This window comes from Pseudomonas sp. TE3644 (assembly GCF_056278815.1).
On sequence record NZ_JBWBQF010000001.1, the window covers coordinates 150443 to 164994 of the forward strand.

At 63.8% G+C, this 14552-nt stretch carries 9 protein-coding genes; 5 read left to right on the forward strand and 4 right to left on the reverse strand.

Going from position 1 to position 14552, the window contains the following annotated elements; genetic code table 11:
- The first annotated feature begins 17 nt into the window (after positions 1–17).
- From ACZ9GA_RS00690 to ACZ9GA_RS00705, 4 genes are all read left to right on the forward strand, one after another.
- Positions 18–2297 carry a TonB-dependent receptor family protein gene (locus ACZ9GA_RS00690; RefSeq protein ID WP_457357880.1) on the forward strand — a complete coding sequence of 760 codons (2280 nt, stop codon included), beginning with the start codon at positions 18–20 and terminating at the stop codon, positions 2295–2297.
- A gap of 24 nt (positions 2298–2321) precedes the next feature.
- A complete protein-coding gene (locus ACZ9GA_RS00695) occupies positions 2322–2966 on the forward strand; it encodes a MotA/TolQ/ExbB proton channel family protein (RefSeq protein ID WP_457357878.1) in 645 nt (214 codons plus the stop codon).
- A 148-nt stretch (positions 2967–3114) separates the two neighbouring features.
- Positions 3115–4326 (forward strand): phospholipase D-like domain-containing protein, encoded by a 1212-nt coding sequence (locus ACZ9GA_RS00700; protein WP_457357876.1) that lies wholly within the window; start codon positions 3115–3117, stop codon positions 4324–4326.
- Positions 4327–4350: 24 nt separating this feature from the next.
- Complete coding sequence (locus ACZ9GA_RS00705) at positions 4351–6006, forward strand: bifunctional metallophosphatase/5'-nucleotidase (protein WP_457357874.1); 1656 nt, start codon at positions 4351–4353, stop codon at positions 6004–6006.
- Between the two features lie 159 nt (positions 6007–6165).
- Here the strand turns inward: ACZ9GA_RS00705 and glyA are convergent, their stop codons facing one another.
- Both glyA and ACZ9GA_RS00715 read right to left on the reverse strand, forming a co-directional pair.
- Positions 6166–7419 carry a serine hydroxymethyltransferase gene (glyA, locus tag ACZ9GA_RS00710; RefSeq protein ID WP_457357872.1) on the reverse strand — a complete coding sequence of 418 codons (1254 nt, stop codon included), beginning with the start codon at positions 7417–7419 and terminating at the stop codon, positions 6166–6168.
- Between the two features lie 222 nt (positions 7420–7641).
- Entirely contained in the window at positions 7642–11475 is a 3834-nt protein-coding gene (locus ACZ9GA_RS00715) for a sensor domain-containing protein (protein WP_457357870.1), read from the reverse strand.
- A 245-nt stretch (positions 11476–11720) separates the two neighbouring features.
- On the opposite strand from ACZ9GA_RS00715, the gene ettA reads away from it, so the two are divergent.
- Complete coding sequence (gene ettA, locus ACZ9GA_RS00720; protein WP_416426973.1) at positions 11721–13385, forward strand: energy-dependent translational throttle protein EttA; 1665 nt, start codon at positions 11721–11723, stop codon at positions 13383–13385.
- A 137-nt stretch (positions 13386–13522) separates the two neighbouring features.
- Here the strand turns inward: ettA and ACZ9GA_RS00725 are convergent, their stop codons facing one another.
- Positions 13523–13975, reverse strand: a complete 453-nt coding sequence (locus ACZ9GA_RS00725) for a GreA/GreB family elongation factor (protein WP_457357868.1) — start codon at positions 13973–13975, stop codon at positions 13523–13525.
- 112 nt (positions 13976–14087) lie between these two features.
- Complete coding sequence (locus ACZ9GA_RS00730; RefSeq protein WP_457357867.1) at positions 14088–14438, reverse strand: hypothetical protein; 351 nt, start codon at positions 14436–14438, stop codon at positions 14088–14090.
- Positions 14439–14552 lie beyond the last annotated feature (114 nt).

Below are 14552 nucleotides of genomic sequence, written 5' to 3' on the forward strand. Positions count from 1 at the left end.
GCGCAAAGGAGCAAGCAATGAGGTATAGCAAGATTCGGCTGGCCGTGATCGCTGCCGGCATGGCCCACGGCGCCGCCTACGCCGACACCAGTGATTCGGACGTGGGCACCATTGGCGTGGAGGGCAAGGCCAGTGTCGGTGCCGGTTACATGGTGCAGGAGGAGGCGCCCAAGTCGCGCTCCACCGTGACCAAGGAAGCCCTGGACAAGCAGACCGCCACCGGCAACGCCATCGACAAGCTCAAGTACGTGCCGGGCCTGAACATCGCCAGTGAAGACAGCACCGGCCTGTCGGGCTTCAAGTTCACCATGCGTGGCATGAACTCCGACCAGGTGGGCATGTCGGTGGACGGCATGCCCATCAACGACTCGGGCAACTATGCGCTGTACTCCAACCTGCTGGGCGACCCGGAAAACATCGACCAGATTTTCGTCACCCAGGGCGCGTCCGAGTCCGACGGCCCGCACATCGGCTCCAGCGGCGGCAACATCGGCATCGTCACGATCCGCCCCACCAAGGAAACCGGGGTGTTCGTCAAGCAGACCGTGGGCAGCAACAGCACCTACAAGACCTTTGCACGGGTCAACACCGGCGAGGTCAACGGCCTGAGCAACTGGCTGTCGATGTCCCACGAGGAAGGCCAGAAATGGCGCGGTGACGGCGCCGTGCGGGCTGACAAGGTGGAGTGGAACAGCTTCTTCGACGCCGGCGACGGCAACACCGCCAACCTGATCCTCAAGTACCACAAGCAGGAAAACAACAGCTACAGCCAGCTGACCAAGTCGCAGTTCACCCAGTACGGCCGTGACTACGACCCGTACCCGTCGGTGGCCGCCAAGAACAGCAGCGGCAAGATCACCAGCTACTACGGCCTGGCGCTGAACCCGTTCGAAACCTTCACCGCGGTGCTCAACACCAACTTCAAGCTGGCCGACAACCTGTCGCTGTCGGTGATCCCGTATTACTACTACGGCAACGGCGGTGGCGTGGGCAGTTCCAGCTACGCGCTAAACAGCGGCTCCAGCACCAGCGGCGTGTATGACCTGAGCAACCTGTCCACGGCAGCCCAGTACAACGCCGACGGCACCAGCAACAGCGGCGTGTATTACCGCTCCTCGCTGACCCAGACCTGGCGCCCCGGCATCACCACCAAACTGAACTGGGACCTGGGCGACCACAGCCTGCAATTCGGCTACTGGTTCGAAGACGCCCGCCAGCGTCAGACCCAACCCTTCGTCAGCATCAATTCCGCCGGCAAGCCGGATGATATCTGGGCCGACAGCGACTACGTGGTGGACGCCAACGGCAACAAGGTGCAGGGCCGCAACCGCTACACCGAGACCCCGGCGCAGAAGGTCTGGGCCCAGGACACTTGGTACCTGACCCCGGACTGGACGCTGATCGGCGGCCTGTCGTTCATGAACGTGGAGCGCAAGGGCCACAACCTGGGCAGCCTCACTGAAGCGGAGGAAAAGCGCGAGCAGACTTACAACAAGTTCCTGCCCAACATCGGCATCAAGTATCAGCTCAACGAAGACAACCAGCTGTTCTACAGCCTGTCGCGCAACATGCGCATCCCGCAGAACTACGTGCTGTACGACGCCAACGAAACTTCCATCGACCTCAAGCCCGAGACCAGCTGGAACCACGAGCTGGGCTGGCGCTACCAGCAGCCCAACATGAGCCTGTCGGCCAGCCTGTTCTACATGAAGTTCGAGAACCGCCAGGTGTCGTCCAAGGATGAAAACGGCGACTACGCCGACATCAACGTGGGCCAGGTGGACAACTCCGGCCTGGAGCTGGCCTGGAGCGGCCTGCTGCCGCACAACTTCAACTACTACACCTCGTACACCTACACCAAGGCCGAGCAGAAGGACGACATGACGGCCTACAACAACGGCGTGGCGGTGACCCTGCCCACCGCTGGCAAACAGTTCGCCAACGTGCCGCGCAACATGCTGGCCGCCAACATCGGCTACGACGACGGCCACTACTACGGCACCTTCGGCGGCAAGTACACCAGCAAGATCTACGGCGACCTGACCAACGACGAAAGCATCCCCGGCCGCACAGTGTTCAACCTGGGCGCCGGTGTGCACCTGCCGGTGGACCATCGCTTCTTCAAGGACGCCACCCTGCGCCTGAACGTCGACAACCTGTTCGACAAGAAGTACCTGGACGGCGTGTACACGGTGAAGACCAACTCGGCCACCTACGGCGGCTACCGCGACGGCGACCCGGCCTACATCGTCGGCGTGGAGCGCACGGTGACCGTGGCGCTGGAAGCCAATTTCTGATTTCGACCCTGTGGAGCAGACCTCATGAATACCAACCTCATGCACGACATCACGTTCTATGTGATGTACGGCGCCCTGGCGATCGCCGTGTTCATCATCATCGAGCGCTCGGTGTATTTCGCCTACGTGCGCAAGCAGGCCGCGCGCCTGCTGGCCGCCATGTCCGGCAACGCCGCGCCGCGTGAACTGCCAGCCGAACTGACGGCGCGCAACAGCCTGCCGCTGGAGATGGTGACCGCAGTACTCAAGCAGAAAGCCTCGATCGGCACCCGCAAGGACCTGGACGATGTGATCGACAGCCAGTACCTGCACACCCGTGCACCGTTGGCGCGCAGCCTGTGGATCATCGAGACCATCACCACGGCGGCGCCGCTGCTGGGGCTGCTGGGTACCATCCTGGGCATCATCGACACCTTCAAGGCCCTGGCCAGCGCCGGTGTGTCGGACCCGGGGCAGATCTCGGCCGGTATCGGCACGGCCTTGTATGCCACGGGTTTGGGCATTGCCATCGCGCTGTTCTGCATCGTCTTCCACAACCTGTTCCAGGACCGCCAGGAGCGCATCAATGAGCAGCTGAAAATGCTGCTGATCCGCGCCGCCATGGGGGCGCGCACCGTGGCTGAAAGCGACCTGCTGGAACCCGAGGCCACCCGCTACCGCACCGCATAATTTCTGGTGAGCCAACTGTTGGACCTGCGGGACTTGTGGGACCGAGCGAAGCTCGGGAAGGGCGCGCTTGGCTTCAACTGCTACACCGCAGCGCCTTTTTCCCGAGCTTCGCCCGGTCCCACAGGTATATCGATAACTGGGAGTCACCATGTTCAAGCACTACCTGGGCGCACTCGCGCTGCTGTTTGCAATCCCCCAGGCCCACGCCGACTTCGCCATCCCCGGCTTCGAACTGATCCACACCGCCCCCGTCGACACCACCCTGGCCACCCCCGACCTGCGCAGCCCGGGCCCGGTGTGGATGCAGCTGTTCGACGGCGCCCGGCACAGCATCGACATCGAACAGTTCTATGCGGTCGACCACCCAGGCTCGGTGATGGAGCAGGTGCTGCAGCATCTGGAAGCCGCCGGCAAGCGCGGGGTCAAGATCCGCTTCCTGCTGGAAGACAAAGGTCAGAAACTGTCCGACCCGGCCACCCTGGCGCGTCTGCGGGCTATCCCCAACCTGAGCATTGCGGTGCTGCCGTACGCCAAGTTGACCGGCAACGGCATCATCCACGCCAAGTTCATGGTGGTGGACGGCGTGCGGGCGTTCGTCGGCAGCCAGAACTTCGACTGGCGCTCGCTGGAGCATATTCACGAAACCGGTCTGCTGATCAGCGACGCGCCGATGGCCGCCCAGGTGCAGGCCATCTTCGATCAGGACTGGCACGCCGAACAGGCCTTGAGCCAGGGCCAGCCCGTGCCCCTGCCAGCCGCAGGCCAGCCCGCGCCGCGCACGAGTAACTATCTGGTCGCCAGCCCCGCCCGCTACAACCCGCCCGGCGTCGGCGATTCGGAGCAGGAACTGCCGCGCCTGCTGGCGGAAGCGAAGAAAGAGATCCGCGTGCAATTGCTGGATTACGCACCGCTGTCCTATGGCCCCGACAACACCCGGCCGTACTACGCCGTGATCGACAACGCCCTGCGCGCTGCTGCGGCGCGCGGTGTGCTGGTGAAACTGATGGTCTCGGACTGGAACACCGCGCCGCCGGAACTGGCCTACCTGAAAAGCCTGGCGATACTGCCCAACGTGCAGGTGCGTATCGTCACCTTGCCCCAGGCGTCGCAGGGCTTCATCCCGTATGCTCGGGTGATCCATACCAAGACCCTGGAAGTTGACGGGCAGGTGGCCTGGGTCGGCACCAGCAACTGGCTGGGCGGCTACCTGGACAAGTCGCGCAACCTGGAAGTGGTGATGCGCAACCCGGCCATGGCCGCGCGTATCGAGCAACTGCATGCGCAGTTGTGGGATGGCCCGTATGCCAGCCCGGTGGACATCAACCGCGATTACCCCACGCCCCATCCGGGCACGAAATGACGGTTCTGTACTAAGGAGAGTGCAATGCATCGAGTGTTGAAAGCCACCGCGCTGGCGCTGGCCCTGAGCGGCTGTGTGTCGGCACCGCCCAAACCGGTGGCGGTGAATATCGTTGCCATTAATGACCTGCATGGCTACCTGCAGGCCAACCGCTATGCGTACAAGGATGGCAATGGGCAGGTGCAGCGGGTGGAGGCCGGTGGTATTGCCACACTCGGCGGCATGCTTGACCAGCTGCGTGCCCAGGACCCGCAATTGCTGTTTATCGGCGCCGGTGATCTGGTCGGGGCCAGCCCGCCCTTGTCGGCCATGTGGGCGGATGAACCGACCTTGCTGGCGCTGCGCGGCATGGGCCTGAAATTCAGCACCATCGGCAACCATGAGCTGGATAACGGCAAGGCCGAGTTCCTGCGCCAGATGAGCGGCGGCTGCCAATCACCACGGCCGGATAAAGCCTGCCAATTCCAGGCCAATTTCCCCGGTGGCGGCTTTCCCTACCTGGCGGCCAACCTGATCGATACTGACACGGGCAGGCCGTTGCTGCCCGCTTACCGCATTGAAACCGTGCACGGGGTGAAGGTGGCGTTCGTAGGGGCGGTATTGCGGGACGTGGCCAAGGTGGTCAGTGCCAAGGGTATGCAGGGGTTGAAGGCGACGGATGAAGCTGACGCGGTCAATGCGGTGATCCCCGAGCTCAAGGCCCAGGGCGTCAACGCCATCGTCGCGGTGGTGCATCAGGGCGGCGACACACCGGAGCCTTACGACAAGGCCGACTGCTCGCACTTGCAGGGCGATATCGTAGACGTGGCCCAGCGTCTGGACCCTGCCGTGGACGTGCTGATCTCGGCCCACTCGCATCAGGGCTACCTGTGCAAGGTGGGTAAACTGCTGGTGACCCAGGGCAGTTCCTACGGTCACCTGCTCACCCATCTGACGCTGGAAGTGACGCCCGGTACCCACCAGGTTACCGCCATCCAGGCGCAGAACCTGCTGGCAGACCCGGCTAAATACCCGCCCGATGCGAAGATGGCGGCGTTGCAGCAAGCCGTGGAAGCGCGCAGCAACACTGTGCTGCTGCGCCCGGTGGGCACGCCTGGCGCCCCTAAGATCACCGCTGCGGCCGATATCAACGGTGAGTCGCCGCTGGGGGATCTGATCACCGACGCCCAATTGGCCATGACCCGCAAGCTGGGTGCGCAGATCGCCTTCACCAACCAGGGCGGTATCCGCAACCAGTTGATCCTGTCGCCGGGGCAGACCCAGCTCACTTACGCCCAGGTCGCCAGTGTGCAGCCCTTCAACAACACGTTGGTGTTGATGAGCCTCACGGGGGCGCAGTTGCAGCAGTTGCTCAACCAGCAGTGGCAGGCGGATGACTTCAACCCGTTGCAGGTTTCCCATGGGTTCAGCTATCGCTGGGACCACACCCGTCAGAGTGGGGACAAGGTGGTGCCGGGCAGCCTGATGTTGGATGGCAAGCCTGTGCAGGCGAGCAAGAGCTACCGCGTGGTGATGAACAGTTTTCTGGCTGACGGTGGGGACCGCTTTGGCGTGTTCAAGCAAGGCACCCAGCGGGTGGACACCCGCCTGATTGACCTTGATGCATTGCTGGGCTATTTGCAGCAGACCCCGGGCGCCGGCGCCACCACCAGCGCCGGCCGAATCGTGATGGTGCGCTAACCCGTAGCCGCTGCCGCCAGGCTGCGCTGGCCCTAGGCCTCACTGGAGATCTTCAGGGTTCACGCGGGCCAGCGCAGCCTGGCGGCAGCGGCTACGAGTGTCGTGCAGACAAAAAAAAGCCCGGCTCACTGAGCCGGGCTTTTTCACATCATCACGCTATCAGTTGCCGTAAACCGGCAGCTTGGCGCAGATGGCCTTGACCTTCTCGCGAACGGCGTCGATCACCGCTTCGTTGTTCAGGTCTGCCAGGATGTCGCAGATCCAGCCAGCCAGTTCCTTGCACTCTGCTTCCTTGAAGCCACGAGTGGTCACGGCCGGGGTGCCGAAGCGCAGGCCCGAGGTGACGAATGGGGAGCGTGGGTCGTTAGGCACCGAGTTCTTGTTCACGGTGATGAACGCTTTGCCCAGGGCTGCGTCGGCGTCTTTACCGGAGATTTCCTGCTTGATCAGCGACAGCAGGAACAGGTGGTTCTGAGTACCGCCCGACACCACGTCGAAGCCGCGCTCGATGAACACGCTGGCCATGGCCTGGGCGTTCTTGACCACTTGTTGCTGGTAAGCCTTGAACTCAGGCTGCAGCGCTTCCTTGAAGCACACGGCCTTGGCGGCGATGACGTGCTCCAGTGGGCCGCCCTGGGCGCCTGGGAATACCGCGGAGTTCAGCTTCTTCTCGATGTCGGCGTTGGCGCGTGCCAGGATCAGGCCGCCACGTGGACCGCGCAGGGTCTTGTGGGTAGTGGTGGTGACCACGTCGGCGAAAGGCACAGGGTTAGGGTAGACGCCAGCGGCGACCAGACCGGCCACGTGGGCCATGTCGACGAACAGGTAGGCACCCACCTTGTCGGCGATTTCGCGGAAGCGGGCGAAGTCCAGCACTTGCGAGTAGGCGGAGAAACCGGCCACGACCATTTTCGGCTTGTGTTCAACAGCCAGGCGCTCGACTTCGTCGTAGTCGATCAGACCGTTGGCGTCGATGCCGTACTGGACAGCGTTGTACAGCTTGCCCGACGAGGAAACGCTGGCGCCGTGGGTCAGGTGACCGCCGTGGGCCAGGCTCATGCCCAGGATGGTGTCGCCAGCCTGCAGCAGGGCCAGGTAAACAGCGGCGTTGGCCTGGGAACCGGCGTGCGGTTGAACGTTGGCGTAATCGGCGCCGAACAGCTCTTTGGCGCGGTCGATGGCCAGTTGCTCAACCACGTCGACGTACTCGCAGCCACCGTAGTAGCGCTTGCCTGGGTAGCCTTCGGCGTACTTGTTGGTCAGTACCGAGCCTTGGGCTTCCATGACGGCTGGGCTGGTGTAGTTCTCCGAGGCGATCAGCTCGATGTGCTCTTCCTGGCGCTGAGCTTCTTGCTCCATGGCGGCAAAGAGATCGGCGTCGAACTTGGCAAGGGTCAAATCACGGCTGAACATGGCGGTCCTCAAGGATCGTGCTGGAAAAAGGTGATCAGGCGCGCATTCTACCCCATCGCGTTTTATCTGGCATATGAAAGGCAGTCATTGCGTTGACGAGTGGTGTTCATGCAGGGGCAGCGGTGGTGCGCCCTTCGCGGGCAGAGCCCGCTCCCACACAAATCTGCGGTGCCCCCGTACCTGTGGGAGCGGGCTCTGCCCGCGAACGACGCGACGCGATGCTCAGTCGAACATGAACAGGGCGTCATTGCTGAACTGCGCCTCGAAGCGGCTGGCCTGCATCGGCCGGCCAAACAGGTAGCCCTGCACCTCGTCGCAACCATGCTCACGCAAAAAGTCCAGCTGCTCATGGGTTTCCACGCCCTCGGCGATCACCGCCAGGTTGAGGCTGTGGGCCATGGCGATGATGGCGCGGGCGATCTGCGCGTCCTGCTCGCCTTCGGGCAGGCCGTCGACGAAGGTGCGGTCGATCTTCAGCACATCGATGGGGAACTGCTTGAGGTAGTTGAGCGACGAATAGCCGGTGCCGAAGTCGTCCACCGCAATGCTCAGGCCCAAAAACTTCAGGCTGTCGAGGATCTGCATGGCTTCGTTGACTTCACGCATCAGGATACTTTCGGTCAGCTCCAGCTCCAGGCACGCCGGCGGCAGGCCGGTTTCCTTGAGGATGTTGGCGATGCGCGTGCCCAGTTGGCCGTCGGAGAACTGCCGCGCCGAGATGTTCACCGACACCTTGGGCACCCGCACCTTGGCCTGGTGCCAGGCGCGCAGCTGGCGGCAGGCCTCGGTCAGCACCCAGTCGCCCACGTCCACCACCAGCCCCAGCTCTTCAAGCACCGGGATAAAGTCGCCCGGCGGCACCAGGCCGCGGCGCGGGTGGCGCCAGCGCAGCAGCGCTTCGGCACCGGTCAGGCGCTTGCCGTCGCCGCTGAACTGCGGCTGGTAGTACAGCACGAACTCGTTCTGCTCCAGGGCATGACGCAGGTCGCTTTCCAGCTCCAGGCGCTCCAGGGCGCTGGCGTTCATGTCGGCCTGGTAGAACTGGAAGTTGTTCTTGCCGCGTTCCTTGGCGTGGTACATGGCCGTGTCGGCGTTCTTCATCAGCTGGCTCAGCTCGCTGCCGTCCTGAGGGCTCAGGGCGATGCCGATACTGGCGGTGACGAAGAACTCGCGGTTTTCCAGCACGAACGGCTTCACCAGGCTGGCCAGGATCTGCTCGGCCACGTGGATGGCGCGGTTGAGCGCGGCCTCGCGGGTGTTGCGCGGTTGCAGCAGCAGGGTGAACTCGTCGCCGCCCATGCGCGCCACGGTGTCTTCGTCGTCGACGCAGGCCAGCAGGCGGATGGCCATTTCCTTGAGCATGCGGTCGCCGGCGGCGTGGCCCAGGGAGTCGTTGATCGGCTTGAAACGGTCCAGGTCGAGGAACATCAGCACTACCCACGACTTCTGCCGCTCGGCCTGCTGCAGGGCGTTGTACAGGCGGTCCTGGAACAGCGTGCGGTTGGGCAGGTGGGTGAGCGCGTCGTAGTAGGCCAGGCGGTGGATGCGTTGTTCGCTGGCCTTGCGCTCGCTGATGTCGCTGAAGAAGCACACGTAGCTGGCCAGGTCACCTTCATCGTCCAGCACGGCGGTGATGCCCACCCAGGCCGGGTAGTGCTCGCCGCTGCGGCGCCTGAGCCACACCTCGCCCTCCCAGCTGCCGCGGCTGTGCAGTTGCTTGACCACGTAGCTCAGGTGCGCCTGCTGCTGCTCGTCGACGGTGAGCATGGTGGGCAACTGGTCCAGCACCTGCGCCACTTCGTAGCCGCTGACGCGGCTGAAGGCCTCGTTGGCCTGCACGATGTAGCCGGCCGGGTCGGTGATCAGGATGGCGGAAGTGGAGTGCTCGAATACCGTGGCGGCCATGCGCAGGTCTTTCTCGGCGCGGCGCTGCTGGCTGATGTCGCGGGCCACGCCCAGGATGCCTTCGAAGGTACCGTGGTCGTCCCACACCAGCACCAGGCGCAGTTCGATGGGGATCTTGCGGCCGTCGGCGCGCAGGCAGTCGAGCACGAACAGTTGCGTGGTCAGCTGGCTGCGCAGGGCGGCCAGTTCCTCGGGCTTGTCCAGCACCTGGCTGACCTGCTCGATCAACTGGTAGATGCCGGTCAGTTGCTGCGGGTTGGCGATGGTCGATTGCCAGCCGTTGTCGAACACCCACGGCACGTCGTAGCCCAGTACCGCCTGTACCGAGGGGCTGACGTAGTTGAGGGCCAACTTACTGTCGGTGGAGAAGATCACGTCGCTGATGCTTTCAGCCAGCATGCGGTAGCGCTGTTCGCTGTCACGCAGGGATTCGCTGGCCTCGATCTGCTCGGTGACGTCCTTGGCCACGCCGATGATGCGCGTCACCCGGCCGTCGCTGTCGCGGGCCAGGGCCTGTTCGCGGATGTCGAAGCGCAGCCAGCGGCCGTCCTTGTGCTTGAAGCGCAGTTGGCATTGCAGCAGTTGCAGCTCGGCGTCCTGGCGGCGGGCCAGGCGCATGCGCTGGTAGTCGCTGGCGTCTTCGGGGTGCAGCAGGATCTCCCAGAAGTATTCGCCCATCTGCGCCAGCTCGGCCTTGCTGAAGCCCAAGGTCTGGCCCAGATGGTGGTTGCTGTAGATCATGCGCTGGCTCAGCACGTCCTGCACGTACAGGTGGTCGGGCACGGTGCGCACCACGTCCGACCAGAAGCCCTCGCGTTCCACCAGCGACAGCTCGACGCTTTTGCGGCTGGTGACGTCGTTGATGCTCAGGATCACCGAGCCGTAGTCGCCGGTGGCGTGCGGCAGGCGCAAGGTCAGCCACAGGTACTGGTCCTGGCCCAGGCGGTCGGCGATGCGGATTTCGGTTTCCAGTTCCTGTTGGTCGCTGAGCAGGGTGTCCAGCAATTGCCGGCCCATGCTGGCGCCGTCCAGGCGGTCAAGGCCGAACAGGCGTTGCCAGGCGCCATGGCTGTCGGTGACATTGAGCAGGCCCAGGGCCATCTGGTTGACTTCGGTCACCCGCAGTTGCTGCAGCAATTGCTCGCGTTGGTTCGGGTGCGCGGCCAGCCATGCGTCCAGTTCGGCCGGGTTGCCAACCTGGGCGGCGGCCAGTTGGTCCTGCAGGGGCCGCAGGTCGAGTACACACAGGGCAACGCCGGTGCCTTCGAATATGTCGTGGTAGCGACGGCGGCCTTCATGCAGCAAGCGCTGGCGGCGACGCAGGTTGAACAGGGCCACCAGTGGCAACAGCGAGCAGGCACCCAGCAGCAGGAACTTGCCGATCAACGCGGGCAGCAGTTGCAGCTCGGTTTCGTGCTGGTCGAACAGGGTGCGCAGTTGCCAGTCGGTATTGGGCAGCGGCACGGTGGTGACGCTCTGGGCCTGCTCGCGGGCGCTCAGGGCCAGGCCTTGCTCGGTGCTGCGCGGGTCACGCCGCAGTACCAAGTTGGGCTCGCGACTTTCCAGCAGCCAGCGGGGCAGGGCGGTGGGGTCCACTCGGTGGGTCAGGCTGGAATAGATGGAGGTGTCCAGGCGCAGCAACCAGTAGCCATCCACCGGGCGCTCGCTGGCGCTGACCAGCAGGTACACTTGGCGGCCGTCCTGGCTTTGGCTGAAATGAAAGTGCTGGCCCAGGCTGCGCTTGATCAGGCCGGCCAGGTCCTGGGCCGGGCCCGTGCCGGCGCTGTCGGCCAACACGTTGCCCTGGCTGTCCAGGCGCGCCACGCTTTGCAGGGCGGGCAACCGCGGGCTCATCAGGGCTTGCACCGCCTGAGGCGTCTGCACATCGCCGGCGGTCAGGCGGTACAAGGCTTGCTGCCCTTCCAGGGCCATGTTCAGCCCCAGGTGCTCGCCCAGCACGGCGGTGTACTCCACCGTGCGCTGCCGCTGGTCGGCAACGCTGTGCTTGAATTGGTCAACCAGCTGCCAGACCAGCAGCGTCAATAGCAGCAGCGCCAGTAGCGCCAGGGCACTCTTTAACGTACCGCGCGTCGGTTCGCCGGACGCAGTGGCCGGGGAGCGCAGGGAAGACGGCTGATTGAGGTTGGTCAAACTGTGATCCTGCGGTCTGGCTGGCTGTGGCATGTGGCTGGTGAAGGCCGCGAAAACCCTCTGCAAACAGGGGCGGGGCCGAAAACAGCGCGCACTATAAGCCGTACGCCCGAAGGGCGGCTAGCATGCCTTGTTTTATGGCTACGTGCCACTACTGGTTGCGGGCGGTTTGCCCTGCTTCGCGCATTCCGGTAGCTTTGGCCTTCTCGCGGATTCTTCATCTGTCTACTGTCACCAGGTTACTCATGGCCCAATACGTCTACACCATGCATCGGCTGAGCAAAGTTGTGCCGCCGAAGCGGGAAATCCTCAAAAACATCTCCTTGTCGTTCTTCCCCGGCGCCAAGATCGGCGTGCTGGGCCTCAACGGCTCGGGTAAATCCACCCTGCTGAAAATCATGGCCGGCGTTGACAAGGAATTCGACGGCGAAGCGCGCCCGATGCCCGAACTCAACGTGGGTTATCTGCCGCAGGAACCACAACTTGACCCGGCCAAGACCGTGCGTGAAGTGGTGGAAGAAGCGGTCAGCGTCATCAAGGACGCCCAGGCGCGTCTGGATGAAGTGTATGCCGCTTATGCCGATCCGGATGCCGACTTCGACAAATTGGCCGCCGAACAGGCCAAGCTCGAAGCCATCCTGCAAGCCAGCGACGGTCACAACCTTGAGCGCCAGCTGGAAGTGGCGGCCGACGCCCTGCGCCTGCCGGCCTGGGACGCCAAGGTAGAACACCTGTCCGGTGGTGAAAAGCGCCGCGTGGCCCTGTGCCGCCTGCTGCTGTCGGCCCCCGACATGCTGCTGCTCGACGAACCGACCAACCACCTGGACGCCGATTCCGTCGCCTGGCTGGAGCACTTCCTGCACGACTTCCCGGGTACCGTGGTTGCGATCACGCACGACCGTTACTTCCTGGACAACGTGGCAGGCTGGATCCTGGAACTGGACCGCGGCGCCGGTATCCCGTACGAGGGCAACTACTCGGGTTGGCTGGAAGCCAAGTCCGACCGTCTGGCCCAGGAATCCAAGCAGCAGTCGGCCCATGAAAAGGCCATGAAGGAAGAGCTGGAGTGGGTGCGCAAAGGCGCCAAGGCCCGCCAGTCGAAATCCAAGGCTCGTCTGCAGCGCTTCGAGGAAATGCAGTCGCAGGAATTCCAGAAGCGTTCGGAAACCAACGAGATCTACATCCCGGCCGGTCCGCGCCTGGGTGACAAGGTCATCGAATTCAAGAACGTCACCAAGGGCTACGGCGACCGCGTGCTGATCGATAACCTGTCGTTCGCCATGCCGAAGGGCGCCATCGTCGGCGTGATCGGCGGTAACGGTGCCGGTAAGTCGACCTTGTTCCGCATGCTGATGGGCAAGGAACAGCCGGACTCGGGCAGCATCGAAATCGGTGAAACCGTGCAACTGGCCTGCGTGGACCAGAGCCGTGACGACCTGGACGGCAGCAAGACTGTGTTCCAGCAGATCTCCGACGGTTCGGACAACATCCGCATCGGCAACTACGAGATCCCGTCGCGTACCTACGTCGGCCGTTTCAACTTCAAGGGCGGCGACCAGCAGAAGTTCGTCAAGGACCTGTCCGGTGGTGAGCGTGGCCGTCTGCACCTGGCCCTGACCCTGAAGGAGGGCGGCAACGTCCTGCTGCTCGACGAACCGTCCAACGACCTCGACGTGGAAACCCTGCGTTCGCTGGAAGAAGCCCTGCTGGACTTCCCTGGCGCCGCCATTGTGATCTCTCACGATCGGTGGTTCCTGGACCGTGTTGCGACCCACATCCTGGCGTACGAGGATGATTCGCAGGCGGTGTTCTTCGAAGGCAACTACACCGAATACGAAGCCGACCGCAAAAAGCGCCTCGGCGACGCAGCGGCCCAGCCGCATCGGGTACGCCACAAGAAACTGGCGTAATACAGGAACGGGGCCTTCGGGCCCCGTTTTTCATGGCCGGGCGAAAACCCGTAGCCGCTGCCGCCAGGCTGCGCTGGCCCGCATGTACCCTGAAATCTCCAGCGCGGCACAGGGCCAGCGCAGCCTGGCGGCAGCGGCTACGGGGCTAAGCATTCGATGGCGACGATCTCGATGGGCATATCCCCCACCGGTCGTTTCCACACCACTTCATCGCCCTGCCGGGCACCCATCAACGCCCGCCCCAGCGGCGAACCCCAGTTGATCAGCCCTTGCGCCGCATCCGCCTCATCCTCGCCTACCAGGCATACCCGTTGTTCGTTGCCGTTTTCATCGGCAAAGCTCACCCAACTACCGATCTGCACTTTCCCGTTGTCAGTGGGCATGACCACCTGGGCGCTCTGCACGCGTTGGCTGAAGTAATGCAGGTCGGCAAGCCGCTGCGGCTCGTTATCGCCGCCCTGCAAAGCGCGCAGGCGTGCCTGCAGCAATTCCAGGCCCCTGGGGGTGACGTAATTGGGTTGGTCGCTGACGCGCCGCTCGGCGGCCTGGCTGACCTGGGCATGGTCTTCGTTGACGAACGCTCGACTCATGTCACGCTCCTGATTCTGTAGCCGCTGCCGCCAGGCTGCGCTGGCCGGCGTGAACCCTGAAGATATCCAGTGAGGCACAGGGCCAGCGCAGCCTGCGGCAGCGGCTACGGGGTCAGGGGTGATAGGCCCGGCCTTCGCCCTGAGTTTTTTGTTGCTGCCACGCCCGCTCGCGGTCGTCGCCGTGCTGCACGCTCCAGTCGCTCTGGTTAGGCTGGCTGGCCGCGCTGGCCTGGCATTGGCGGAAGCCGTCGTCCCAGCCGGTGGCGTACACCTTTTCTTTCAGATAGCGCGGCACGTCCTTGCGGAAGAACCCATTCACGCCAGCCGCTTCCCGCCCGCTGCCGCAGCCATCCTTGAACCCGTCGGCGTAACCCGGCGGGTACCCCTGGCTGATCATCTGTTCATGGGTTGACTGGCATCCCGCCAGCGCCACCACCATCATCACCACCACACAGCGCCACATGATCCGACTCCCGTTTCATGCCCACCGCTCCCGTCTGGAAACTGCGACGGTCAAACGGTGGACCCATGAGCCAAGTCTAGGTTCGATTTGGTTGGCGCTGCGTCAAGGCCGTGT

Bases quoted from the DNA above. Each gene is read 5' to 3' on its own strand.
- ACZ9GA_RS00700 (WP_457357876.1), top strand. From the start codon at position 3,115: ATGTTCAAGCACTACCTGGGCGCACTCGCGCTGCTGTTTGCAATCCCC.
- ettA (WP_416426973.1), top strand. From the start codon at position 11,721: ATGGCCCAATACGTCTACACCATGCATCGGCTGAGCAAAGTTGTGCCG.
- glyA (WP_457357872.1), bottom strand. From the start codon at position 7,419: ATGTTCAGCCGTGATTTGACCCTTGCCAAGTTCGACGCCGATCTCTTT.
- ACZ9GA_RS00725 (WP_457357868.1), bottom strand. From the start codon at position 13,975: ATGAGTCGAGCGTTCGTCAACGAAGACCATGCCCAGGTCAGCCAGGCC.
- ACZ9GA_RS00695 (WP_457357878.1), top strand. From the start codon at position 2,322: ATGAATACCAACCTCATGCACGACATCACGTTCTATGTGATGTACGGC.
- ACZ9GA_RS00690 (WP_457357880.1), top strand. From the start codon at position 18: ATGAGGTATAGCAAGATTCGGCTGGCCGTGATCGCTGCCGGCATGGCC.
- ACZ9GA_RS00730 (WP_457357867.1), bottom strand. From the start codon at position 14,438: ATGTGGCGCTGTGTGGTGGTGATGATGGTGGTGGCGCTGGCGGGATGC.
- ACZ9GA_RS00705 (WP_457357874.1), top strand. From the start codon at position 4,351: ATGCATCGAGTGTTGAAAGCCACCGCGCTGGCGCTGGCCCTGAGCGGC.